Annotated in this window: 23 protein-coding genes; 6 read left to right on the plus strand and 17 right to left on the minus strand. The window is 65.7% G+C overall.

Annotation, left to right across the window (positions count from 1 at the left end):
• Positions 1-11: 11 nt before the first annotated feature.
• Genes H7J73_RS11140 through H7J73_RS11160 form a run of 5 tightly spaced genes read right to left on the minus strand, consistent with a single transcriptional unit; the run spans position 12 to position 4,719 of the window.
• Entirely contained in the window at positions 12-1,319 is a 1,308-nt protein-coding gene (locus tag H7J73_RS11140; RefSeq protein ID WP_264067421.1) for an NAD(P)/FAD-dependent oxidoreductase, read from the minus strand.
• Between the two features lie 29 nt (positions 1,320-1,348).
• Positions 1,349-1,612: a zinc-binding dehydrogenase gene (locus H7J73_RS11145; RefSeq protein WP_264067422.1), complete on the minus strand. Its 264-nt coding sequence runs from the start codon at positions 1,610-1,612 to the stop codon at positions 1,349-1,351.
• The gene (locus tag H7J73_RS11150) at positions 1,600-2,271 is read right to left on the minus strand and encodes an NADP-dependent oxidoreductase (RefSeq protein ID WP_264067423.1); all 672 of its coding nucleotides are present in this window, start codon (positions 2,269-2,271) and stop codon (positions 1,600-1,602) included. The genes H7J73_RS11145 and H7J73_RS11150 overlap by 13 nt, the downstream gene beginning before the upstream one ends.
• 58 nt (positions 2,272-2,329) lie before the next feature.
• Positions 2,330-3,988 carry an SLC13 family permease gene (locus tag H7J73_RS11155; protein WP_264067424.1) on the minus strand — a complete coding sequence of 553 codons (1,659 nt, stop codon included), beginning with the start codon at positions 3,986-3,988 and terminating at the stop codon, positions 2,330-2,332.
• A gap of 56 nt (positions 3,989-4,044) precedes the next feature.
• Positions 4,045-4,719 (minus strand): cutinase family protein, encoded by a 675-nt coding sequence (locus H7J73_RS11160; protein WP_264067899.1) that lies wholly within the window; start codon positions 4,717-4,719, stop codon positions 4,045-4,047.
• 410 nt (positions 4,720-5,129) lie between these two features.
• Here H7J73_RS11160 and H7J73_RS11165 point away from each other — a divergent pair, with 410 nt between their 5' ends.
• Positions 5,130-6,662 carry an FAD-dependent monooxygenase gene (locus H7J73_RS11165; RefSeq protein ID WP_264067425.1) on the plus strand — a complete coding sequence of 511 codons (1,533 nt, stop codon included), beginning with the start codon at positions 5,130-5,132 and terminating at the stop codon, positions 6,660-6,662.
• A 34-nt stretch (positions 6,663-6,696) separates the two neighbouring features.
• Here H7J73_RS11165 and H7J73_RS11170 read toward each other — a convergent pair whose 3' ends face one another.
• The 3 genes from H7J73_RS11170 to H7J73_RS11180 all read right to left on the minus strand — a co-directional run bounded on the left by H7J73_RS11170 (position 6,697) and on the right by H7J73_RS11180 (position 8,092).
• A complete protein-coding gene (locus H7J73_RS11170; RefSeq protein WP_264067426.1) occupies positions 6,697-7,083 on the minus strand; it encodes a hypothetical protein in 387 nt (128 codons plus the stop codon).
• 72 nt (positions 7,084-7,155) lie between these two features.
• Positions 7,156-7,722 (minus strand): class I SAM-dependent methyltransferase, encoded by a 567-nt coding sequence (locus H7J73_RS11175; RefSeq protein WP_264067427.1) that lies wholly within the window; start codon positions 7,720-7,722, stop codon positions 7,156-7,158.
• Positions 7,715-8,092 carry an Hsp15 family ribosome-associated heat shock protein gene (locus tag H7J73_RS11180; protein WP_264067428.1) on the minus strand — a complete coding sequence of 126 codons (378 nt, stop codon included), beginning with the start codon at positions 8,090-8,092 and terminating at the stop codon, positions 7,715-7,717. Before H7J73_RS11180 ends, H7J73_RS11175 begins: the two co-directional genes overlap by 8 nt.
• 115 nt (positions 8,093-8,207) lie before the next feature.
• Between H7J73_RS11180 and H7J73_RS11185 the strand changes: the two genes are divergently transcribed.
• Positions 8,208-8,828: a hypothetical protein gene (locus H7J73_RS11185; protein WP_264067430.1), complete on the plus strand. Its 621-nt coding sequence runs from the start codon at positions 8,208-8,210 to the stop codon at positions 8,826-8,828.
• A gap of 14 nt (positions 8,829-8,842) precedes the next feature.
• Here H7J73_RS11185 and H7J73_RS11190 read toward each other — a convergent pair whose 3' ends face one another.
• Together H7J73_RS11190 and H7J73_RS11195 are read right to left on the minus strand one after the other, a co-directional pair.
• The gene (locus H7J73_RS11190; RefSeq protein ID WP_264067431.1) at positions 8,843-10,831 is read right to left on the minus strand and encodes an OPT family oligopeptide transporter; all 1,989 of its coding nucleotides are present in this window, start codon (positions 10,829-10,831) and stop codon (positions 8,843-8,845) included.
• A 104-nt stretch (positions 10,832-10,935) separates the two neighbouring features.
• A complete protein-coding gene (locus H7J73_RS11195; protein WP_264067432.1) occupies positions 10,936-11,688 on the minus strand; it encodes a helix-turn-helix domain-containing protein in 753 nt (250 codons plus the stop codon).
• Positions 11,689-11,768: 80 nt separating this feature from the next.
• Between H7J73_RS11195 and H7J73_RS11200 the strand changes: the two genes are divergently transcribed.
• A complete protein-coding gene (locus tag H7J73_RS11200) occupies positions 11,769-12,365 on the plus strand; it encodes a class I SAM-dependent methyltransferase (RefSeq protein ID WP_264067433.1) in 597 nt (198 codons plus the stop codon).
• A 2-nt stretch (positions 12,366-12,367) separates the two neighbouring features.
• Here the strand turns inward: H7J73_RS11200 and H7J73_RS11205 are convergent, their stop codons facing one another.
• On the minus strand, positions 12,368-13,501 hold the full coding sequence (locus tag H7J73_RS11205; protein ID WP_264067434.1) for an FAD-dependent oxidoreductase: 1,134 nt from the start codon (positions 13,499-13,501) through the stop codon (positions 12,368-12,370).
• A gap of 81 nt (positions 13,502-13,582) precedes the next feature.
• On the opposite strand from H7J73_RS11205, the gene H7J73_RS11210 reads away from it, so the two are divergent.
• Positions 13,583-14,251 carry a TetR/AcrR family transcriptional regulator gene (locus H7J73_RS11210; protein ID WP_264067435.1) on the plus strand — a complete coding sequence of 223 codons (669 nt, stop codon included), beginning with the start codon at positions 13,583-13,585 and terminating at the stop codon, positions 14,249-14,251.
• A gap of 27 nt (positions 14,252-14,278) precedes the next feature.
• On the opposite strand, the gene H7J73_RS11215 is transcribed toward H7J73_RS11210, so the two are convergent.
• Positions 14,279-15,901, minus strand: coding sequence for an alpha/beta hydrolase (locus H7J73_RS11215; protein WP_264067436.1), 1,623 nt, complete (start codon positions 15,899-15,901; stop codon positions 14,279-14,281).
• Positions 15,902-15,971: 70 nt separating this feature from the next.
• Positions 15,972-16,535 (minus strand): FKBP-type peptidyl-prolyl cis-trans isomerase, encoded by a 564-nt coding sequence (locus H7J73_RS11220; protein ID WP_264067900.1) that lies wholly within the window; start codon positions 16,533-16,535, stop codon positions 15,972-15,974.
• Here H7J73_RS11220 and H7J73_RS11225 point away from each other — a divergent pair.
• Both H7J73_RS11225 and H7J73_RS11230 read left to right on the plus strand, forming a co-directional pair.
• Entirely contained in the window at positions 16,474-16,689 is a 216-nt protein-coding gene (locus H7J73_RS11225; protein ID WP_264067936.1) for a hypothetical protein, read from the plus strand. The genes H7J73_RS11220 and H7J73_RS11225 overlap by 62 nt on opposite strands.
• Positions 16,690-17,059: 370 nt before the next feature.
• Positions 17,060-18,286, plus strand: coding sequence for a hypothetical protein (locus tag H7J73_RS11230; protein ID WP_264067437.1), 1,227 nt, complete (start codon positions 17,060-17,062; stop codon positions 18,284-18,286).
• Between the two features lie 86 nt (positions 18,287-18,372).
• Here the strand turns inward: H7J73_RS11230 and H7J73_RS11235 are convergent, their stop codons facing one another.
• The 4 genes from H7J73_RS11235 to H7J73_RS11250 form a co-directional block, all read right to left on the minus strand.
• Positions 18,373-18,729, minus strand: coding sequence for a guanyl-specific ribonuclease (locus tag H7J73_RS11235; RefSeq protein ID WP_264067901.1), 357 nt, complete (start codon positions 18,727-18,729; stop codon positions 18,373-18,375).
• A gap of 408 nt (positions 18,730-19,137) precedes the next feature.
• Complete coding sequence (locus tag H7J73_RS11240) at positions 19,138-20,001, minus strand: ABC transporter permease (protein WP_264067438.1); 864 nt, start codon at positions 19,999-20,001, stop codon at positions 19,138-19,140.
• The gene (locus H7J73_RS11245) at positions 19,998-20,957 is read right to left on the minus strand and encodes an ABC transporter permease (protein ID WP_264067439.1); all 960 of its coding nucleotides are present in this window, start codon (positions 20,955-20,957) and stop codon (positions 19,998-20,000) included. Before H7J73_RS11245 ends, H7J73_RS11240 begins: the two co-directional genes overlap by 4 nt.
• On the minus strand, positions 20,954-22,099 hold the full coding sequence (locus H7J73_RS11250; RefSeq protein WP_264067440.1) for a polyamine ABC transporter substrate-binding protein: 1,146 nt from the start codon (positions 22,097-22,099) through the stop codon (positions 20,954-20,956). Before H7J73_RS11250 ends, H7J73_RS11245 begins: the two co-directional genes overlap by 4 nt.
• Positions 22,100-22,149: the final 50 nt, after the last annotated feature.

Consider the following 22,149-nt stretch of genomic DNA (forward strand, 5'->3'; position numbering starts at 1 on the left):
ATGCGTTTCCGTCACCAGGTGTAGGGCTCTTTGGAGGCGGCGCTGCCGAGGATGAACGTCCGGTCGGTTCGGCGGGCTCGAGCTATTGCAGATAACCAGGTGCCCACGGTGCTGAACCGGTTCTGCAGCCCGGTCAGGAAGGCGATGTGGATGAACCCCCACCCCAGCCAGCCGAGGTAACCGGTCAGTTTGATCGGTCCGGCTTGCAGCAGCGCGTGACCGTGGCTGATGTAGGCCGCCGAACCGAGGTCGCGGTAGCGGAAGTTTCTGCGGGCCTCACCTTTGAGGTCGCGCCGGACGCTGGCCGCCACATGCAGTCCGCCCTGCATGGCGTTCTCGGCGACGCCGGGCAGATTGTCCCGCCCGACGAGGTCGCCGATCACGAAGATCTCCGGATGTCCGGGGACCGACAAATCAGGGGCGACGGCGATGCGGCCGGCATGGTCCGCGGACACTCCCAATACCTCGGCGACCGTGCGCGCGAACGGCACCGCTTCGACACCGGCTGTCCACAGCACGGTCCTGGTCGCGTACTCTTCGGCCGCGCCACCCGATTTCGGGGTGACGGTCACGCCGTCGCGTCGCACATCGGTGACGTGCACCCCCAGGTGCAGTTCGACACCGAGCTCCTGCAGGATTCGGGCGGCCTTGCCGGCCATCGCTGGCGCAAAACTCTTCAGCAGTCGGTCACCGCCGTCGAACAGCAGCACCCTGGCATCTTCGGGCTCGATGCTGTGGAATTCGTTGGCCAACGTGCGGGTGGCCATCTCACGGATCTGGCCGGCCAACTCCACGCCGGTGGGACCACCGCCGCAGACCGCGAACGTCAGGAAGCTGTCCCGTTCTGGTCCCGGTGGCAGCGTCTCGGCGATCTCGAACGCGCAGAACAGCCGCTGGCGGATGCTCAACGCGTCGTCGAGTGTCTTCATGCCGGGTGCCCACTGGGCGAATTCCTCACGCCCGAAATAGGACTGCTGCATTCCGACGGCCACCACCAGGACGTCGTAGTCCACGCTGAATTGGGTGTTGTCGGGGCGCATGGCGGTGACTCGCCTTGCCTCGGCATCGAGCTCGACTGCCTCGCCCAACAGTGTGGTGACGTTGCGATGGTGCACCAGCTCTTCGCGAAGCGAGCGGCTGATCTGGCCGATGCTGAGTATCCCGGTGGCGCACTGGTAGAGCAGGGGCTGGAAGACGTGCCCGGCAGCCCGATCCAGGAGTGTGACGTCGACGTTTGCGCCGCCGAGAGCCCTGGCGCAGAACAACCCGCCAAAACCGCCGCCGATGACCAATACCCGTTTCCGACCGTCGCTGCTCATCGCCCGAGGTTAGCTGTCGGACAGGGCGGTCAGGTACTGACTTCGATCACCACCTTGCCCCGGGCGTGGCCGATCTCGACCGCCGCGAGCGCTTCGGCCGCGTCGTCGAGCGGACGGACGTCCTCGACGTGGGGATCCAGCTTGCCCTGGGCCACCAGGTCGCCGACGATCTGGAGGACCTTTGAGGTCCGGTCCCGTTCGATCATGTGACCGCCCAGTGCGGTGGTGGTGTCCGGATCTCCGGCACTGATCAGCTTGGTCGGATCGTCGAGCAGGTCGGCTACCGCGCGCAAGCCCTCTCCGCCGGCCAGATCGAGGATGGCGTCGACGCCATGGGCAGCAGTTGGCGGATCCGCCCGTTGACTCCGTCGCCGTAGGGCACCAGGGTGGCGCCCAGGGTTTCGACGAGTGCCCGTTTGTCCTCGCTCGCCGTGCCGATCACATTGATGTTCAGGTCCCGCGCGATCTGGGCGGCTGCGACTCCGACACCGCCGCCGACCCCGTTGATCAGCAACGTCTGCCCCTCTTTCAGGCCCAGCTGGGTCACCCCGTCGTAGGCGGTGGCTGCCGCAACTCCGAGTGTCGCGGCATCGGTGAACGACACCTGCGGTGGTTTGTGTGCCGCCGCAGTCGCAGGCAGCACGGTGAACTCGGTGTAGCCGCCCGAGCCGGTCGCCACGGTGCCGAAGACTTCATCGTTGACCTGAAATCCCTCGACGTCCTTACCCACCTCGCGCACCACGCCGGAGACCTCTGAACCCAGCACCGCCGGAAGGTCGCCGGGGCTGGCGGCACCCAGCAGGCCGGAGCGAATTTTCCAGTCGACCGGGTTCACGCCTGCCGCTCGGACTTCGACGAGTAACTCGTCGGGCAGGGGAGTAGGCATCTCGAGATCGAGAAACTCCTGAACGTCGGGACCGCCATTGCTGCTGTATCCGAATGCTTTGACCATCAGAGCGGCGTACCCGGGTATCGGGCCGGTAAACCGCAGTTACCGGCCTAGAACCCGTTCAGCTCAGCAGCGCCCAGCCGACACCGAACGCCACCGCCAGCGACACCACGGTGATCGGGATGCCGAAGCGGATGAACAGCGCCGTCGAATAGCCGCCCGGTTTCATCACCATCAGGTTTGTCTGGTGACTGAACGGGTTGAGGAACGTGAACGAGATGCACGTGCCGATCAGGGTCAGGAGTAGCACCGGATCCAGCCCACTGGTCTCGGCCACCGTCAGTGCCACAGGGGTCAGGATCGCCGCTGCCGCGGCATTGGTGACGATATTGGTCAGCAGCGTGGTGCCTACCGCGATGACGAGCACCAGAAGAGCGGTGCTGCCCGCTGACAGGTGCAGGATCGCGGCGGAGATATCGGCGCCCAGACCGCTCCGAACGACGATCGTGCCCAATCCGATCGATCCGGCGATGATCGCCAGGATATTCCAGTTCAGGGCACGCACCGCAGACCGCGGAGTCAGCACCTTGGTGACCACCATCAGCGTGGCCCCGGCGACGGCGGCCAGTTCGATCGGCGCCAGCCCGAACGACCCGGCGACGATCACCGCCGTCAGGATCGTCAGTGCGATCCAGGTCTTGCTGGTCTGCGGCGCCTTGCCCGCCACCTTCTGCCACAGCCCGACCAGTGCGTGGTCGGTCAGCACGCTGGCGGAACGTGCAGTGACAAAGCACATTTCACCCTGGCGTGCTGGTGTGTCGCGCAACAGGTCTTCGCTCTGGGCGGCGATCACGAGAATGTCGTCGTCCTCTTCGAGCTCGCGCACGGTGGCCTGTTCGTCGGTGGCGATCGACACCTTGTAGAGATCCTGCCTGGACTGGCCGAATCGTGGTGTTCCCCAGAGCATTCGGACGCCCGCTTCGGTGGCACGGTAGATCAGGAGGTCACCCTCCTCGATCGCCGAATCGGTCTTGACCGCTTCGCCCCAGCGCTGAATTTCGAGCAGATCGAAGTCAGGTGTGGCGAGTACGCCGATCTCCACCGCGGTGCGGCCGATGGCGGTCGCCCCGGCGGCCACTGGTATCTCGGCGTGCCAGTACGGCTGTTGCTCGCCGGTTTCCGAACGTCCGCGCAGCATCAGCGGTGCGGTGATCAGAAGAACGAGCCACCCGACGAGAGCGACCGGGACGGCAATGGGGACGAACGAGAACATCGACACCATCACCCCGGACTGCGCCGCAAGGCCGGCGATGAGGAGATTGGAGCTGGTGCCGATGAGCGTCGCCGACCCGGCCAGCGTGGTGGCGTGCGCGATGGGCAGCAGCACGCTGCGCGCCGTGACCCCGGATCGCTGCTCGAGTTCCTTCGCGGCCGGGATCAGCATCGCCACGATCGGAGTGGTATTGATCAACGTGGAGGCCACACCGACTGGCGGGATGAGCCGGCTCAGTGTCTGCACCGAACTGCTGACACCGTCGAGGAGCCGGTAGGTGACCCGCGAGACCACCCCCGTGTAGAGCACCCCCTTGGCGATCACCAGCATTGCGGCGATGGTGATCACGCCGCCATTGCTCAGCCCGGCGAACAGCTCTGCGGGAGTGGCTATTCCGACTAGGCCGGCCACCACCAGCGCGCATACCAAAGCCAGGACGGCCGGCGCTCTCCCCGTGGTCATCACCGCGAGGGTGATGACCACGATTACTGCCGCGACAATTGCCATGGGGAAACCCTATGGCTCGATCAGGTATGGCCGAAGCCGGCCCGGGTCAGCGGTGGCTAGGTCACATCGGTCGTGACATGCTGCGCTGCGAACCCCGCCGCCTGGTCGGTCATCCCGTTGACTGCGTAAGAACCATGCGCACCGGGGTCGCCGCCGTTGCCCGAGCACACCGGGTCGTTGTCCACGCAGAGATCGAGGGCCTTGGGGCCGTATTCGGCTCCGATGGTGATCGGCGGCGCAGTCTGGTCGAGCATCTGCAGAAAGCCGCTCGAGGGTTTGCCGAACAAGGTGACCGCGGCGACGTGACCCGCTGTCGACTTGGGCATCGGGCCCGTAATCCCAGCGGGCAGTTGATAGTTGGGCGGGAGAGTATCGGTGGTGGTATAGGCCATCACCGCCGCGCCCTGGGAATAGCCGCCGAGCACCATCTTGGTATTCGGGCAGGTTGTCACCACGTCCTGAACCTTGTTGCTGGCGTCGAGAACGCCGTCTGCTGCACGCGCAAAGTCAAGTGAGGCAGGATAATTCACGGCATAGACGGCTACCGACTTGTTGGGGAGCTGTGCCCGTAGCGAGTCGACGAACGCCTGGCCGATCGCCCCGACGCCCGCCGGCTCGAACGTGCCGCGCGCAAAGACGACCTGCACGTCGGGACAAGGGTCGGCCGATGCCGCCGGGGCGGACGCAACCGGATAGACGACGGCTGCGCCGGCCATCGCGGCGAACAGCATCTGCCCGATCCTGCGGCCTGCGCCACCCGCAGAAGACATGTTCTCAAGACTATTGACCATAATCAGCTCCGTGATCCCCGAGGGCTCGGCAGCGTCACGCACGTCCCAGCGCCTCAATCGATAATTTTGATGGGCTAAGTTCCCCACTCGCGGGCCGCGCAAACATCGAACACACAGTGTGCTGAGTCACAGGCTGGGTGGCGGGCGGCGACAGCTTCGAAAAGTCCACCAAAGCGCGTGACTGCCAAAGTAATTGACGCGACACCGCAGTCCCGAGAGGGTGGCGGTGAAGAGTATGGGAACGTCTCCCACTCTCAACTTATAGCCGGTTGGGGGGCTTGCCGCAAGACCCCCAAGCAGGCGCAGAATGGCTCGCCGAACCCCACTACCTGCACAAATGGGAGATGCGAATGCCTGTGGCGGAAACCGATGTGATCATCGTGGGCGCTGCCCCGACGGGATTGACGCTGGCTCGCGAGCTTCGCCTGGCAGGGGTGCGAACGCTGGTGTTGGAGCGGCTACCCGAACCCAGAGCAGTGGCCAAGGCGGGTGGCCTCGGCGGCCGGATGCTGGAGATGGTGCGCTATCGGGGACTTCTGGACCGTTTCGAAGCGGCCAGCGGCCAACCCCGTCCCGCTCCACGTTTTCCGTTCGGCGGGCTGCACGTCGACCTCACCGAGTTGGTCGATCCCCCTATGCAAGCACTGCTGTTGCCCCAACCGCAGATGGAGAGCCTGCTGGAGAAACTGGCCCGCGAGCTGGGCGCGGAGATCCGGCGCGGACACGAGATGGTGGCGTTGCGCCAGGACGACGGGCAGGTGAGCGTCGACGTCTGTGGCCCGGACGATGCGTACCAGGTGAGCGCGCAATACCTGGTGGGTTGCGACGGGGTGGGTAGCCGCGTCCGCCAGTTGACCGGGATTCCGTTCCCCGGCATCACATATCCCGAGGTGAACCGGCTCGGGTCGTTCAGCATGCCGGACGCGCTGACACTGCTCGACGATGGCGACTACCTGGTCCCGGGCTTCGGTCGGCTCCGCTCGGGTTACACCCAGACGGCGAACGGGGTGTTCGCCATCAGTTCCTACACTCCGCACGACTTGGGCGTGTACACCAGCGAGGAGGAAAACCGGACCTACGACGACGACCAGCCGATGACGGTGGCCGAATTCGGCGACAGTGTCCGTCGCGTACTCGGGGCGGACATCCCGCTGGGCGAACCGACCCGGTTGACCCGCTTCACCTTTCACGCTCGTCATGTCGAACGGTATCGGGACCGCCGCATTCTGCTGGCCGGCGACGCCGCTCATCTGTTCCCCTCCGGCGGTGTCGCGGTCAGCGCCGGAATGCTCGATGCCGTCAACCTGGGGTGGAAGCTGGCCGGCGAGGTCAAGGGCTGGGCACCGCCCGGATTGCTCGACAGCTATCACGCCGAACGCCACCTCGCAGGTGCGCGCACGTTGCTGCACACCCAAGCTCAGGTCGCCCTGCGGCGGGGGCTCGATGCCGCGGCCCACGCGCTGCGGGACGTGGTCGCAGAACTCCTGCTCGACGACCCAGCCCGGCGCCGGGTCGGTGCGCTCATCGCCGGAGCCGACCTCCGCTATCCGATGCCCGGGGCCGACCCACACCCGTTGGCGGGCACCTTCGCGCCCGATCTGGCCCTGCGGGGGAGCATCGGCAGCGTCGCCGATACGCTGCACGCCGGCCGGCCCGTCCTGCTCGACCTCGCCGACCGCGCAGACCTGCGCGAGGTTACGCCGGGGTGGCATGGCCGCCTCGACGTGCACACCGCCGAGGCCGACAACCGCCCGGCGGATGCCATCCTGATCCGCCCCGACGGTCATATTGCCTGGGCGGCCGGCGTCGACGAACCCGCCGGGACCGCGAGGGGCGCACTGCGCGAATCGCTCTCCCACTGGTTCGGACTGCCCGACGTTTAGCTACATGTCTCCACAGGCGCCCGGGTGCTCCAGGTCAGGACGGCGGAGGCGGAGCCATCGGGCCGTAGATGAACTCACTCGGGACGCCGTTGCCGAACTGGTTCATGACGTCGCCGATAAAACCGTCCGAGCCGAAGTCCTGGGTGCCGTCGGCGTTGGAGGTGGGCGGGATCGCGGGCGCCTGCCCTGGCGGTGGAAGCGCATCGGGCAGTGGCGTTCCCACGACGGGAACGGGGCCCGACGCTCCGACGACGGGGGCCGGGGCAGCCGGATCAGGGCACGACAGGACGGGTTGCGGGGTCATCGACAGGGTGATCGGATCGCAGGGGGAGGCATTCGCCCCGCTCGCGAAGCCGACAGCCGATCCGGCGGCGACAGCGATCGCCGCTGCCAGGTGCGCGACGCGCTGGGATCCAGTCATGTGGGGTGCGGTTCTTTCCGGTGGTGTCAACAAAGCGTAGTGCGTTCCCACCCGTCAGTCGTACCGCGCGGGTTACCCGTTACCGTCCGGCGCAGGCAGGAGGCCGACCAGCCACCCAAGGCCGTCTGCTTCCCCCTCGGCGATCACGTCGAGGGCACCGAAAGCCTGCTGCAACTCGCCGCGCGGTATCCGAAACGAGCCAGGGCCGGCGCCGACCTCACTGAGTGCACTGATCGCGAGTAACCCGCCCGGTTTCAGCCGTGCCAGCAGCTGCCTGTCCAGCCCGGAATGGCGATATTTGTGACACAGCACCACATCTACGGCCGGACCGGCCGGAAGCCCGTCATCGAGGTCGGCGACGTCGAATCGGCACCGCGCGCCCATCCCGGCCGCCCGGGCCAGTTCACCGGCCTGTGCAACGGCCACGGGGGAGATGTCCAACCCCAGCACGACCAGGCCGCGCCGGGCCAGCCAGATCGCGGCCCGGCCCCGTCCGCACGCAACTTCCAGAGCAAGTCCGGCCGCCGGGAACAGCTCCGCATACGGCGCGAAGACGGCGGGTAGTGCGATGTCGCGCAGACCGGCAGTCTCGGTCGCGGCATACTTTGCGTCCCAGCGGTCGCGGTCCTCGCTAGACACCGCTGGCGCGCCACTTGTCCAGCATCCGGCGATCGCGTTTGGTGGGTCGGCCGGTGCCGCGATCGCGGGCAGCGACCGGGATGGCGGCGGTCGGTGGTGGCGCGGGTGTGCGGTCCAGATAGCAGGTCGCGGCGTCCGGTGCGCCGACCCGCTTCTGGATCACCCGGACTACCTCGACAATCCGCGTCGTGTCGCCCACCCGCGCTCGCACCTCGTCGCCGGGGACGATCATCGTCGACGGCTTCGCCACCCGATCGTTGACCCGCACATGCCCACCTCGGCAGGCCTCCGCCGCATCCGGCCGGGTTTTTGTCAGTCGGACGGCCCATAGCCATCGGTCGATGCGGGACGACTCCACACCGACCATCATGGCGTGTCGCCATGAGGTATCGCCAAGCCCACATAGGCGTTAGCCTTGCTCGCAGGTCGGGTTAGGCGCTTGTCCTGAATGTTTGGGAGCGCCACCAGAGAGGACAGCCAGAGTTATGACTGAACCGCAGCGTGCGAGACCATTCGCCACCGCCGCCAGGGTCGCGGCCGCGGGTGTGATCATCGCCGGCGGCGCACTGGCCATGGCCGGCCAGGCTTGTGCGGATCCGGCGGTGCCTTACCCGACGCCGGTGCCCGCAGATCCAGGTGCACCGCCGCCACCAGACGGCACGCCCGTGGCGGTCGCCGCCGACGCACCCGTGGGTCCGCCGCCGCCGGCCGACCTCACTCCACAGGTGCCACAGGTGCAGAACCCGGTGTACGGGCAGGGGCAGACCCCCGGTCAGCTCGGGTACCTGCGGGATATCTGGCATGCCATGCACACCACTGACCCAGCCGCGGCCCTGACCGCGCCGCCGGCGACCGTGCCAGGCGCCACGGGTGCCCCGGACGGCGCAGGTCCCGCGCCGCAGCTGCCACCTGGGTACGTGTCGCTGACTGCCCCGGAATCCTCGACCGGCACCATTCCGGGGACCGGCCCGCAGCCCTACCAAGGAGGCCCGGCGCTACCTCCGGGCTACTACCCGATAACCGGTCCGCCGCCACCCGGATATTTCGACCCGGCGGCCCCCGACCCGGCGGCACCTCCGACGTTGCCGTACGCACCGACGCCCTGACCGAGTCCGGGTGGTCAGCGTTCGACCACGGCCAGCCGCCGCGTCCACTTGTACAGCCCGGCGACGACCGCCACGAACAGCGCCACACCCAGGATCTCCGCCCAGCTCGCGAAGCTCTCGCCCACCACCGCGAGCGGACTGTCGGTGCCGGCGGCCGCGACGATGCCTGCGAAGACCACCCCGAACAAGCTCTCACCGACGATGAGGCCCGTGGCCATCAACACGCCCAGACGCTGCTTCTGCTCGGTGTCTTGGGCTGACTCGCCTCTACGCTCGGCCCACTTGTCGTAAGACCGGCCCAGCACGGCGCCGATGGGGATGACGATCGTCAGCGACATCGGCAGGTACATGCCCATCCCGACTGCCAGCGGCGGCAGGCTGAACTTTGTGGCGCGTCTGAGCACCTCGTCGACCAGGATCACCGCCGCACCGATGGCCACGCCGAGACCGAGCAGTTTCCAGTTCAGATCCCCACCGAAGACCCCTTTGGCGAGCGACGAGATCAACGCCGCCTGCGGTGCCGCCAGGGCATTGGCCCCCGCACCCGGTGCGCCGGCGAAACCGAAGGCATTGTTCAGTAGATCGAGCACGGGAGCGATCACCAGCCCGCCGAAGACGACGCCGATCACCAGGGCGACCTGCTGTTTCCACGGCGTGGCACCTACCAGTTGGCCGGTCTTGAGGTCTTGCAGGTTGTCGTTGGAGATGGTGGCGATGCCGAACACGACCGCGGTGGCGAACAGGGCGTAGGCGACCAGTCCGAGCGTCTGCGCGGCATCGTCGGTGCGGCCGTGGACCAGCACCAAAACCACCGAAGCGATGATGACGACGAGGATTCCGAGACCCGATATCGGGCTGTTGGACGAGCCGATCAGGCCGGCCATGTACCCCGCTACGGAGGCGAGTAGTGCGCCGATGAAGACGACGAACAGGAGGGTCACCACGATGATGAGTGGCCGGTTGCCGGTGACTTGCGTGCTGTCGAGGAACCACCACAGCAGCAGTGCAATGGGCACCAGCGACGCCACGATCGTGCCGCCGACGATCCAGATGGGCAGGTCGCGTTCGACCAGCTCCACCTGCTCACCCCCGCGGCGCGCTCGGGTCGAGACGGCGGCCGCCCGGATGCCTCGGACAATCGGGCCGATGATTTTGAGCAGGGTCCAGACCGCGGCGATCGCGATGGCGCCTGCGCCGACGAACCGGACGTCGGTGGAGAACGTACTGGAGACGATATCTTCGACGGCGCTGCCTTCGGCGATGTTGCCCCACGTCAGCGTCGGCAGAAGCACGAAGAACGAGATCACCAGGCCGACGACCATCGCGAAACCGACAGTGACACCGACGAGATGGCCCACTCCGATCAGCGCCAGTGACAGGCTCGCGCCGACCATCGATCCGCCGGAGCCGACCCGAAAGTAGGCGGATACGTCACTGAGGATGACTTTCATCGCGGCCAGGAGTGAAAATCCTGCTGCGACAAGCGAACCCACAAGGATGGCGAGCAGGCTGCGTTTGCTGCCCTCGCCGCCGTCAATATCGGCCTCGCCGACCTTGAGCACCTCTGCCGCGGCCACGCCTTCCGGATAGGGCAGGTCAGAGCCGGTCACCAGCGCGCGCCGCAGCGGCACCGAGTACATCACGCCGAGGATGCCGCCCACGATGCACACCGCGACCGTGATCCAGTATGGGAACCCGGTCCACCATCCGATCATGATCAGGCCGGGCAGCACGAAGATGATGGCCGCCAGCGTGCCTGCGGCCGAGGCGATCGTCTGCACGATGTTGTTCTCGAGGATCGTGTGCCCGCGGAAGTAACGCAGTATCGCCATCGAGATCACGGCAGCGGGGATCGCGGTGGCGAACGTCAGACCGACCTTGAGGCCCAGATACACGTTGGCCGCGGTGAAGATCAGGGTGATGAGACCGCCGAGAACAACGCCCCTAACCGTCAGTTCACGAATCGACGGTGTCGTGGCTTCCACACTGTCCACTTTCGTCATAACCCTCTCCCAGCCCACGTGGCGGCGCGCCAAACGTGTTCGGGCGATGCTAGCGGGTGCGCAGACTCATTTTCAGCACAACCCCCAACCTGACGAATCGCCTTTCACCGCAAGGCAACTGCAGCTTGGTAGCGGCCCGGGGTCTGCCCGACGAGAGAAGTGAATGCTTCTATGAAGCCCGAGGGGTTCGACCAGCCGCACACGATTGCGGTGTCGGTGACGGACTGGCCGGCGGCGAGATGGGCCAGGGCGTGGTGAATTCGTAGCGTGGTCCGCCAGCGATGGAAACTCATTCCGAACTCGGTGTGGAACAGCCGACTCAAGGTGCGCTCGCTGGCGCCGGCAGTGCGTCCGAGCTCGCTCAAGGTCGTGCTCCGCGCGGGGTCGGCGTGCAGGAGATCGGTGACGGCGCGCAGTCGGTCGTCATGAGGTTCGGGCAGATGCAGGGATTGTTCTGCGGTCTCGGCGAGTTCGTCGATCACCAGCGAGCACAGCCGCGCGTAGATGTCCGGGCGGATGTCTCGCCGATCGGTCAGTGCCAGCAGGGCTTCCCGTAGTAACGGGGTTACCGCGAATGCACTCGGGAGTGGCGGCAGGGAGTGGCTGAACTCGTCGGGGATTCCGATGAGCCGGATGTCGGTTCTGCCATAGAAGCGATGGGCATGCTCAAATCCCGGCGGCGTCCAGGTGACCCGATTGGTCAGGGCGATCCAGGTTCCGCGTTCGGTCGTCGTGGCCACTGCACCGGATGCCGCATAGACCAGCTGCCCCTCGGCGTGGATGTGCCTGTCGATGCGCTGACCGGAGGTGAGCCGGCCCGCACCGTGAGGTGCCCGGAGCGGGCGCGGCGCGGGCATCTCGGAATGTTGGCGGGTTTGGGGCATCGTCCGTCAACTTACCGGTGGTAGGCGCTCCGTAGTTAGGTCAACCTTAGTTCATGAAACTCAATTCGATCGAGCGTGCGGCCATGAACAATCCGTTGCGTGCTGCTCATCAGCACCGTGTCGAAGCCGCGTGGTTCCGCAGACTCGCCGGCGGTGCATTGTCCGGGCAGCATGTACTTGAGATTGGCTGCGGCCGCGGCGTGGGGTCCGAGATCATCCTCGATCGGTTCGGCGCGGATCGGGTGAGCGCCTTCGACCTCGACGAATTGATGGTGACCAAGGCCCAGCGGCGGTTGCACGGCCGGCCGGTCACGCTGTCGGTCGGCGACGTGTGCGCTATCGACCAGCCGTCGGGGGCGATAGACACTGTGGTGGACTTCGGGATAATCCACCACGTTCCCGACTGGCAGTTATCGATCGCCGAAATCGCCCGGGTGCTTCGGCCGGGAGGCCTGCTCTTGTTCGAGGAGCTCCCGCGCCACGTGTTGGATACCTGGGTGGTCCGCACGCTGACCGACCACCCCCGTGAAAACCGTTTCGAGGCAGCAGAATTCGCCGCCGAACTGGCTCGCCATGGTTTGCACGGCACGGGGGCGATCGAGCAACGGTTCGGAGGCGCCCTGTTCGTCGGGGCAGCCAGGAAGAGCTGACCTCATGTCTGGAGGGCGGACGTGAAGGCGTCGACGAGCGCGTACGGGGCACCGTCGCCGAACAGGGTCAGCTGGAGTTGCTCGGCTTCGGCATCGGCTGACCGGCTTCGCGGAAACAGTTCCGCCTCGTACGCGGCCAGTGCTGCTTCGATGTCGCCGGGGAATGCGACGATCGCCTTCGCCAGTTCGGCGCCGTCGAACATGGCCAGGTTCGCGCCCTCGCCGGACGGCGGCATCAGATGGGCGGCATCGCCGACCAGTGTCACTCCGGGCACACGCTCCCAGCGGTGTCCGATCGGCAGGGTATACAGGGGCCGACGCGTCGGTGGGGTGTCGGTGTCTGTGATCAGCGTGGTGAGTTCGGGCGCCCAGCCGTCGAACTCGGCTGCCACCCGCGTTTTCGCGGCTGCGGCGTCGGTGAAGTCGACGTCGGCGAACCATTCGGCGGGATGGTTCAAGAAGACGTAGGCGTGTAGGACATTTTCCGGCTCGCGGTGCGCGAGAATCCCCTTGCCGGGCGCGGACGCGAGCATCGAGCCACCGCCGACCACCCGGGCTGCCACAGTGTGGCGTTCATCGACGTCGTAGAGATAGGCCTCCACGTAGGACATGCCGACATACTCGGGTGTCGCATCGGAGAGCAGCGGCCGGACCTTCGACCATGCGCCGTCGGCGCCGACGAGCAACTCGGTGACGGCGGTGGAGCCGTCGCCGAAGGTCAACTGGTAAGCGCCGCCGCCCAGTGATTGGGCTGAGATCACTTTGCGGCCCCACTGAACCGCGCCGGCAGGCAGGGAGTCGAGCAGAATCTGCCGCAACTGGCCGCGCAGCACCTCGGGTCGATCGCCTGGCTCCGGGCCGTGGGGGACGTCCATCAGCACCGTCGCGTCTTTGTCGAGCACTCTCAGCGCCTCGCCGCCGATATGGATGAGTGACTCGAACTCTTCGTAGAGGCCTGCCGCTTTCAATGCCAGCTGCCCGTTCTCCGGATGAATGTCGAGCTGACCGCCTTGCGTGCGCGCCTCCGGCGAGGGATCCGCCTCGTATACCGTTGCCGGGATGCCGTGGAGATGGAGAATCCGCGCCAGGGTGAGGCCGCCGAGACCCGCCCCGACAATCGTGATCTTTGTCGTCATCGTTCCTCCAGATATTCGTTGGAATGTCGTTCCAGGCGGAGCTCCGCAGTTATCTTGGAACAACGTTCCAGCCATGTCAAAATGGATATCGTGACCACACACGCGAGGCGATCCGATGCGCTCTCGAAAGAGCGGATCGTCGAGACTGCGATCGAGATCCTGGACGCCGGGGGTGAGCGCGCCATGACATTTCGCGCCCTCACCGCGCGGCTGGCGACCGGCGCCGGGGCGATCTACTGGCATGTTGCCAACAAAGACGAACTTCTGGCGGCAACCACTGAGGACGTGATCACCCGCGTGATGACGGATGTGCCCGACGATTCCGATCCTGAAGAGGCCATCCGCGCGATCGCGCTCGGCATCTTCGATGCCATCGACGCGCACCCCTGGGTAGGTGCCCAACTCTCGCGGGAGCCGTGGCATTCGGCGATGCTGCACATCTTCGAGGGCGTGGGCGCACAGCTCCAGGCGCTCGGTATTCCGCAACGGGCGCAGTTCAATTCGGGGTCGGCACTGGTGAGCTACATTCTCGGAGTGGCCGGACAGAATGCGGCCAATGCCCGCCTGCTACCCCGGGATACCGATCGCACAGCGTTCCTCGATGCCGTTGCGACGAAGTGGGCGGAGCATGATCCAGCCCACTATCCGTTCACGCGTCAGATCGCTGCGCAGCTGCGTGATCACGACGATCGCGAGCAGTTCCTGGCCGGGATCGACCTGATCCTGGCCGGAATCGCTACGCTGCGATAGGTGCCGGCGGGACTGGCCACAGCGTGGTCATACCGCGATACTGAGCGGAATCGACGCCGCCGCAATCGGTTCGAAGCGGTCCGACGTAATCGTCGGGGTAGCGGGGAGTGCGCCGGAACCGATCACCACTGCCGATGCCTGGCCCTGGTCGGTGGGTATGACGATGGTGTCGCCGGGATCTCCGTAGGCGCCCTGACAATCGGGGCCGAGGCAGCGCCCCGTGACGGGATCGACTGTCCCGGCGAACATGTCGTTGATCCAGCCCGCCATCAGCAGCTGCACGGCGGGCGGATTCTGGGGTTGCGGGATTCCCGCGACGAGGTACGCCGCCGCCTGGATCAGCGGGTTGCCGCCGAGCATGGAATCCATGTGCACACCGCCGTTGACGACCACCCCGTTGAACTTTCCGGGCCGGGCGGCGGTGAGATCCTCGTTGATTTCGCTGAGCGAATTCAGATAGTTCAGCGGGGCGCCGATCTCGTAGACCGGGACGTAATCGGCAGCATCGCCATTGTTGCTGTCTTCCAACGCCTTCAGCCGATCCAGTGCATTGGGCATGATGGGGGAGAAGGGCACTCCGTCCAAGGTCACCACGCCGGCCAGATGGTTGGTTGTGTCGCCTTCGCCGCCGGCGTCGGCGCGGCGGGCGACCAGGCCCTCGGCATAGTGGCCGGCGACCCCGGGGGCGAAGCCACCGCCCAGTGAATGCCCGACCAGGACGAACTCGTCGGGCACGGTCAGCGCTGTCGCGCCGGCTTTGAGGGTGGCGGTGGTGAGGCTGGCGTTGAGTGCTGTCCGGTTGTCGTCGAGGAACAGTTGCGCGACAGCGTTGTGCAGGTTGTCCCCGCCGAGCCACATACCGTTGTCGGCGAACGGGTTCGAGGTGATCGTGGTGACGACGACGATGCTGTTGGTCCGCTGCGCCAGATACGACGCCGTGTAGCTGTACATCGGTCCGGTGGCGAGGATGCCGTGCTGCAGGTAGATCAGTCGCTGCGGTTGTCCGCCGCCGGTGGGGAAGTACCAGTCGGCCGCGACCTCGGTGCCGGGCGCGATGACCAGGGTGGAGCTGCTGACCTGAACGGAACCCTTCAGCTCCGGCGGCACGACAGGTGGGCCATCGGTTGCCTGCACGACGGCACCGAGCAGGCTGAAGATCGCCGATCCGAGCGCTCTGACCAGTGGCGGATAGTCCGGTTGGAATGGCCCCAGGATGCCACCGATGCCCGGGATCGTCGCGGTCTGTTCAGCGGCAGAACCGGTGACACCGGCTGCGCGCGCGGCGCGGGATGCACTGGCGGCGCGGGACGTGGGCGCGGCAGGGGGAGCGGTGGATTCGGTGGCGGTGGTGGCCTCCGCGGTGACCGGCGACTGCTGGCTGGTATGGGTGAGCAGCTTCCTGGTACCGCCCGTCGGCACTGTGGCAGTGCTCGAAGCGCTCGCGGCACGGGTCTTCCGCGATGCGGCTGCGTCGCGATCGGGTGCCGAACCTGCGCGGGAAGTGGCATTGCTTGTGGCGGCCTTGTTGGCGGGACCGGTGTTCGGGCCACCGTCGGTGTTCGCACCGGCTGTACCGGCTCCCCCCAAGAGCGCCGCCGACACTCCTGCGGTCAGTACCCCGGCCCCCACCCACACCGACACCTGTGTCATGGGCTCCGACGCTAGCGTGCTACCCGAGATGTATTGCCAATTCAGCGAAATCGACGCTGGTGACCCTGTTTTAGCTGGCGCTGAGGATCTTGATCGCGAAGACGAGGGTGTCGCCCGGTTGAATTCCGGCAGCCGGCTGACCATTGGGGTAGCCGTCGGCCGAGGTCATGGCAACAGCGACCGTGGACCCGACGTTCTGTCCGGTGATGGCCTTCTGGAAGCCCGGCACCACGCCGTTGAGCGGAAAGTCCACCGGCTCGCCGCGCTGGTAGCTGCTGTCGAACACCGAACCGTCCCGGCCATTGACGCCCATGTAGCAGACCGACACGGTGGCGGTGCCCGGGACCACCGGACCGCTGCCTGCCACCAGGGTGTGCACCTGGGTCTCGGCAACGCTGAACGGGGCGGTCACGTTCACCAGTGGCGCGGCGGTGTCCGTCGATCCGGTCACCGCGACGCTGCCGGTTGCTCCCGGCAAGGTCCATTCGGCGGCGCCCCCAGCCGCCGGAGGTGTCGTCGGGCAGGAGTTCGCGTCCGTAGACATCTGCGTGACGGTGGAAGGGGCGGTCTTGATGGCGGAAGTCGAACTCGCCGCGGGTGTTTCCGCTTCAGAGCCGCACGCGGTGAGCGTCATGGCGAGCGTTGCGGCGCAGGCTACGAACACGGCGGAGGCAGATTTGCGCGATGAGTTCACGGCAGTCACGGTACCGCGGGTGATGTTGATCGACTGCGCCCCGGTCTGGTGCCTTCGGTTCGGCACGGGCTGGCGAACATGTGTCATCGACTGAAAATTGCTGGCGCCCGCAAGCCTGGCAGCGGCCCGGATTGTCGCCCGTGGGCCAATGGCTCGCACTTTGCCAATACGGGGCTTTACAGAAACGTTACCTGACCTCGAACTATGCTGCTGATCACATTACTCGCAAGTAAGCTACGGTTCCGAATTGTTACTTACCGTATCTAACGATATGGGCATATTGTCATGAGCGGATTCGAATAACTGCTCCTGGCCAGCAACTTTGTCACTAATACTCGGCCGGATACCGGCGGCTGGACTCACGGCCCACCAGTTTGCCGACTTTGGCAATTCTGCGCTTACCCCCCAGTAAGTTGCCCTATCGTCAGTTCTGTCGCGGGGTTCCGGAGTTCTTAAGGAGAGTCATGCAGTTAGCTGTTCGGTCATATCTCACCGCTGGCGTCGCGTTGGTCGGGGCAGGCGCCATCGCAGTTTCACCAATCTCATTGGCACCTCCGGAGGTGCACGTTCCGGCGCTCAGCGCGTCGGCGGCCGCAGTGAATCTCGCTGCGGCGGTCGATCCGATCACCGAGTGGGTACAGGTCCTGCAGACCACGTTCGCCAACGTCGCGGCGATCGGGTCGCAGGTGCAGTCCGACCCGGCGCCGATCCTGCAGCAGTTCATCACCAACCAACTGGCCTACGCAAACATCATCGCGCCTGCCCTCGAACAGGCTGCCGGCAGCCTCGTGGCGGGAGTGACGTCGATCCCGCAGGCTCTGATCACCGCGGCCACCCAGCTTGCCGCGGGTAACTTCAACGATGCCGTCCAGACCGTGTTCCAGACCGGGCTCGGTCTGGTTCTCGCGCCTGCCATCAGCCTCCTGAACATCCCGCAGATCTTCACCACCGCGTCGCAGAACTTCGCGAACGTCGTCGCGGCGATTCCGAATGTGCTGCTGCCCATCGGCCTGGCGGCGCTCTCGCCGTTGGCCGGAGCGGCGTACGTGTTTGGTAACACCGGCCAGCAGATTATCGACGCGGTCAAGGTCGGCGATGTGGGGGCGGCGATCAACGTGATCGTGAACGCGCCGGCCGCCTTCACCGATGCGATCCTCAACGGTGTCGAATCCCAGGGGACGGTCGGGCTGCTCAGCCCGTACACGGGGCAGTTCAGTTCCGGTCTCGTCGCGTCCCTGCTGCATGCTCGCGACGTCTTCGCCCAGGCGATCGGCGCTCCGGTCCCGCCGTCAGCACAGGCGGTCACCAACTCCGTTGGGGAACTGCCGACGGCCGCCAAGACGGTCACCCTGTCGACCGCGGCACCGGCACCCAGCACGGCGCGCTCCTCGGCTGCCGCCGTGAAGGTAACGAACGCAACGGAATCCACCGGATCGACGTCCTCTGTCAAGTCGGCAGCAGCGTCGGGCGGCGCCGATACCGTCGGCTCGGCTCCGGACACCACCTCAGCAGGTGCCGGCACCGGCTCGTCGTCCACCGACAGCTCGTCGACGCCGGCCGGATCGACCGGATCGGGCAAGCACCGCGCCCAGTCCGGCAGCGCATCAGGCTCGAGCAAGAGCAGCGATTCGGCGGCCAAGGCGGCCAAGTCGTCGTCGAAGAAGTCGTCAGGCTCGTCCAGCAGCGACTAGCAGCATCGACAATGGCCCCTCCTTCACCCCGGCGAAGGAGGGGCCATTGTGCGCTTCGGGGTACAAGTGCGCGCCATCGCTCGGCCTCACTGCCCTCCGGCGCCGGTGACCAAACAGAACGACTCGTAGTGATTGCTGGTGTAGAAGTACTGGCGAGGATCGGTGACCGGTGTGCCGCCGGTGATGATGCGCCTCGTCGAGCGGTCGCGGGCGCCGGGGGTGATCACCGTGTACTCGTGGTAATAGCCCTTGGCGGCCTCGGGTAGGTGCCGCTCGCGGTTGCCGAAGACTCCACCATCGTGACGCGGAAAGGGAAATGGTCCGCCGGTGCGGATGGCCCGAACAGTGTCGCTCACCTGGGGCGGCAAGCTTGTCAGTGGGCACGCGGCGACACCGGCAACGGCCGTCGTCTGGCTGGAGGGCGCTGTCTCGGCGGGATTCATGGACGCCGGATTCGTCGACTGCACCCGCAGCAACACCACGCCGACGACGACGACGACGAGCAGCCCGCAGAGTGCGACAAGAACAACCCTGCCGCGGCTCATGAGCACTCCTCGCGGGCCGCACTGAGGTAGTCGGCCAGCCGTGTGTCCAGTCCGAGCTTCACCAAGTAAAGGTAGCGATTGGCCGCGGCGACGCACTCAGGAAGCGCGACTCATCCAGAGTTCAGCGCGGGAGTCTCCACGGTTCACGGGCGAAGAGCTGCTCCACGAGGGGACGGAAGAACTCAAGCGGACGGTGCTCGAACTACGCATCGAAACAGTTCTGGTCGTACTTCTCGCAGAACTCGACGCAATCGTCGAACCACTGGTGGCCGCGGTACCTTTCCCTGCGCGCCATGCCATTCGGCCTCATCGCCCCACCATCGCGTCGGTCAAGCCGGCGGCCCCGCTGCCAGAACCTGCCGGATCCCGTCGCAGGATCAGGGCGGCGATACCGAGCACGATCAAGGTGAGCACCAGCATCAGCGTGGACATCGCGGCGATCTCCGGCCGCAGCGATGCCTTCAGCGAGGCAAAGATATAGACCGGCCAGGGTGTGGAGCCGGCGACCGAGACGAACGACGAGACGACCGTGTTGTCGAGGCTGAGCGTAAAAGCCAGCAGCGCACCGGAGATGACGGCTGGACGGATCAGTGGCAGGGTGATGTCGGTGAACCGGCGCCACGGTGTGGCATATAGGTCACCCGCCGCCTCTTCGAGGAACTCGTTCATCCCGGTCATTCGGGCCCGAACGATGAAAGTCACTACTGCACTTGCGAACAGTGAGTTGGCGATGATCAGGCGCACCTGACCGATGTTGAAACCGGTGAGTCCCCAATCGACACCCAGGGTGACGAACCAGGGGAGCAACGAGATCGCCGAGACGATCTCCGGTGTCACCATCACCAGGCCCAGCAGCACGAGCAGCCCAGGTGCCCACCATCCGGGTCGACGAGTGAGTGCGATCCCGGCGAAGGTGCCGAGCAGGGTGGCTGCGGCGGCGGTGCCGGCGGCGGTGACCACCGAAACAGTGATGGAGTTGACGATCGCCGGATTGCTCAGGGCCGCCAGGTACGGCTCAATGCCGAACCCCTCGAACGTCTGCAAGGTGCGCCCGCTGTTGAACGAGAAGACCACGATGACGAGGATCGGGAAAAAGAGGAACAGCAGCCCGAGCATTCCCCAGACGTTCAGGAAGGCGTCGGCAGGACTGAACCTGCGACGGTTGCTCATGATGACTCCTTTGCCGGCAGTGTCAGAGATGTCATCGCGGTGGTGATCCGCCCTGCAACCTTGAGGAGACCGCCAACCACGGCGGTCGTGCCGAAAATAGCCAACATGAGCAACACCGCCATGGCGGCGCCGAGTGCCCAGTTCTGTGCGCTCTGGAATTGGGCGGCCACCATCTGGCCGACCATGCTGCCGCTGGCGCCGCCGAGGACGGCCGGGGTGATGTAGTCGCCCATCAACGGGACGAAGACAAGCAGCATTCCGGCCGTCACCCCGGGTGAGGACAGCGGAATAGTGATGTGACACAGCGTGTTCCATGCGTTGCCGCCGAGGTCGCGACTGGCCTCGAGCAGCTTCGGGTCGAGACGCTCCAGCGCGACGTACAGAGGAAGGATCATCAGTGGCAGATAGTTGTAGACCACACCGAGCTGAACCGCCGCCGAGGTGTAGAGCACATGCAGTGGCCCATCGGTCAGGTTGGCCCACTGCAGCATCTTCGAGACGAAACCCTCTGGGGTCAGCGATATCTGCCAACCGATGGTGCGCACCAGGAAGTTGGTCCAGTAGGGAATGAGAACCAGGGCCAGCACGACACCGCGCCATTTCGGAACCAGCTTGACAGCCATCCAGTAGGCCATCGGAAACGCGATCACCAGACAGAGCACGGTTCCGACGACCGCAATCTTCAGGGTCCGAACGAAGATCGCGAAGAAGGCAGGCGAGGCAGCCTCACCGTATCGGTCGAAGGAGAGGAGATCGTTCGCGTGGGTGACGTACAGGCCGGGTTTGTAACCGAAGCTGTACCAGACCACGAGGCCGATCGGCAGGATGAAGAACAGCAGCATGAACACGCTGATCGGCAGGGCGCCCAGCCCGCCGGGCAGTCGCACGCGTCGCGCCGCGGACTGAGTGCCCGCCGTGTTCGGCGCCTGCACCCCTTGGTCCTCTACCACGGTCACTTGCCCGCCGCCGCCTTGAGCTCGTCGTAGATCCCGATGATGGTGCCGTCTGCCGACGTCATCTGGCTGTAGACAAGCTTTTTCATGATGTCATCGCTGATGAAGACCATGTCGGGTCGCTTGATATCGGCTTTCGTGGCCGCCGCCTCGATGCCTTCGATTCCGGTGTTGTAGCCGATATAGGTGAGCTCTTTGAGGGAGACGGTTGGATCGAGCACATAGTTGATGAACGCGTAGGCCGCGTCCTCGTGAGGCGCACCTTTGACGATGGCCCAGTTGTCCTGCCAGAGGTTGGCGCCCTCTGAGGGCCAGACCCACTTGTACCGATCGGGTTCGGCGTTCGCCAGGATGCCCAGGCGGGCATCTCCGTTCCAACAGTGAATCAGGGTTCGGGCCGAGGAGGAGATGGAGGTATTGGTCGACGACTCGAAGGCCTGCACATGAGGCGCGATCTTGTCGAGGATGAAGGAGCGATAAGCCGCGATGTGGACCGGGTCGGTGGTGTTCTCGTCGATCCCGTTGGCCCAGAAGTAGGTGAACGCGACCTCGCCCTGGTCTTCCAGCAGCGAGAAACTACCGGATGCCTCCTTCTGCGCGGCGTCGAGAAAGTCGGCCCACGACGTCAGTTCGCGCTTGATGACGGTGCTGTCATAGACGTAGCCGGTGGAGCCCCAGTCCTTACACACGCTGTATTTGTTGCCTGGGTCGAAAGGAGTGTTGACCACTTTGGCGTTGAGATTCTTCATGTTCGGCAACTTGGTGTGGTCGAGTTCGGTGAGCAGTCCGCCCGTGGCCATCTGCTGGATGGAGGAGTGCGTCGGTACGCAGATGTCGTAACCCGTGGTGCCTTTCGCAGCACTGAGTTTGGCGATCATCTCTGGGTTCGAGCCGTAGGAGTCGACCGTGATCTTCGGGCCCTTGGCCGACGTGAAATCGGTCAGCACAGCGGGATCGTCGTACTCGCCCCAGGTGTAGATGTTCAGGCCATCAGATGATGAGCCGCCGCCCCCCGACGGTTTGGAGCAGGCCGCGAGAAAAGCGGCGGCTCCGAGCGCTGCGGTGCCGCCCAGGAAAGCTCGGCGGCTGAGCGAGTTCTTCAGCGCATCGGGAACGAGAGCGCGCAGGTGCTGTGGCTGATTCATGGAGTAACTTCCAGGTTGGGCGGGAGACTCGGGAGATATTGGGCGAGAAG

Origin of the sequence: Mycolicibacterium komossense, assembly GCF_025822605.1 — a bacterium.
GTDB lineage: Bacteria > Actinomycetota > Actinomycetes > Mycobacteriales > Mycobacteriaceae > Mycobacterium > Mycobacterium komossense.

What these genes read in the sequence shown, in the direction of transcription:
- H7J73_RS11140 (WP_264067421.1), bottom strand. Translation starts at nt 1,319, where the DNA reads ATGAGCAGCGACGGTCGGAAACGGGTATTGGTCATCGGCGGCGGTTTT.
- H7J73_RS11150 (WP_264067423.1), bottom strand. Translation starts at nt 2,271, where the DNA reads ATGGTCAAAGCATTCGGATACAGCAGCAATGGCGGTCCCGACGTTCAG.
- H7J73_RS11155 (WP_264067424.1), bottom strand. Translation starts at nt 3,988, where the DNA reads ATGGCAATTGTCGCGGCAGTAATCGTGGTCATCACCCTCGCGGTGATG.
- H7J73_RS11160 (WP_264067899.1), bottom strand. Translation starts at nt 4,719, where the DNA reads ATGCTGTTCGCCGCGATGGCCGGCGCAGCCGTCGTCTATCCGGTTGCG.
- H7J73_RS11165 (WP_264067425.1), top strand. Translation starts at nt 5,130, where the DNA reads ATGCCTGTGGCGGAAACCGATGTGATCATCGTGGGCGCTGCCCCGACG.
- H7J73_RS11170 (WP_264067426.1), bottom strand. Translation starts at nt 7,083, where the DNA reads ATGACTGGATCCCAGCGCGTCGCGCACCTGGCAGCGGCGATCGCTGTC.
- H7J73_RS11180 (WP_264067428.1), bottom strand. Translation starts at nt 8,092, where the DNA reads ATGATGGTCGGTGTGGAGTCGTCCCGCATCGACCGATGGCTATGGGCC.
- H7J73_RS11185 (WP_264067430.1), top strand. Translation starts at nt 8,208, where the DNA reads ATGACTGAACCGCAGCGTGCGAGACCATTCGCCACCGCCGCCAGGGTC.
- H7J73_RS11190 (WP_264067431.1), bottom strand. Translation starts at nt 10,831, where the DNA reads ATGACGAAAGTGGACAGTGTGGAAGCCACGACACCGTCGATTCGTGAA.
- H7J73_RS11195 (WP_264067432.1), bottom strand. Translation starts at nt 11,688, where the DNA reads ATGCCCGCGCCGCGCCCGCTCCGGGCACCTCACGGTGCGGGCCGGCTC.
- H7J73_RS11200 (WP_264067433.1), top strand. Translation starts at nt 11,769, where the DNA reads ATGAAACTCAATTCGATCGAGCGTGCGGCCATGAACAATCCGTTGCGT.
- H7J73_RS11205 (WP_264067434.1), bottom strand. Translation starts at nt 13,501, where the DNA reads ATGACGACAAAGATCACGATTGTCGGGGCGGGTCTCGGCGGCCTCACC.
- H7J73_RS11210 (WP_264067435.1), top strand. Translation starts at nt 13,583, where the DNA reads ATGGATATCGTGACCACACACGCGAGGCGATCCGATGCGCTCTCGAAA.
- H7J73_RS11215 (WP_264067436.1), bottom strand. Translation starts at nt 15,901, where the DNA reads ATGACACAGGTGTCGGTGTGGGTGGGGGCCGGGGTACTGACCGCAGGA.
- H7J73_RS11225 (WP_264067936.1), top strand. Translation starts at nt 16,474, where the DNA reads ATGGCGGAAGTCGAACTCGCCGCGGGTGTTTCCGCTTCAGAGCCGCAC.
- H7J73_RS11220 (WP_264067900.1), bottom strand. Translation starts at nt 16,535, where the DNA reads ATGACGCTCACCGCGTGCGGCTCTGAAGCGGAAACACCCGCGGCGAGT.
- H7J73_RS11230 (WP_264067437.1), top strand. Translation starts at nt 17,060, where the DNA reads ATGCAGTTAGCTGTTCGGTCATATCTCACCGCTGGCGTCGCGTTGGTC.
- H7J73_RS11235 (WP_264067901.1), bottom strand. Translation starts at nt 18,729, where the DNA reads ATGAATCCCGCCGAGACAGCGCCCTCCAGCCAGACGACGGCCGTTGCC.
- H7J73_RS11240 (WP_264067438.1), bottom strand. Translation starts at nt 20,001, where the DNA reads ATGAGCAACCGTCGCAGGTTCAGTCCTGCCGACGCCTTCCTGAACGTC.
- H7J73_RS11250 (WP_264067440.1), bottom strand. Translation starts at nt 22,099, where the DNA reads ATGAATCAGCCACAGCACCTGCGCGCTCTCGTTCCCGATGCGCTGAAG.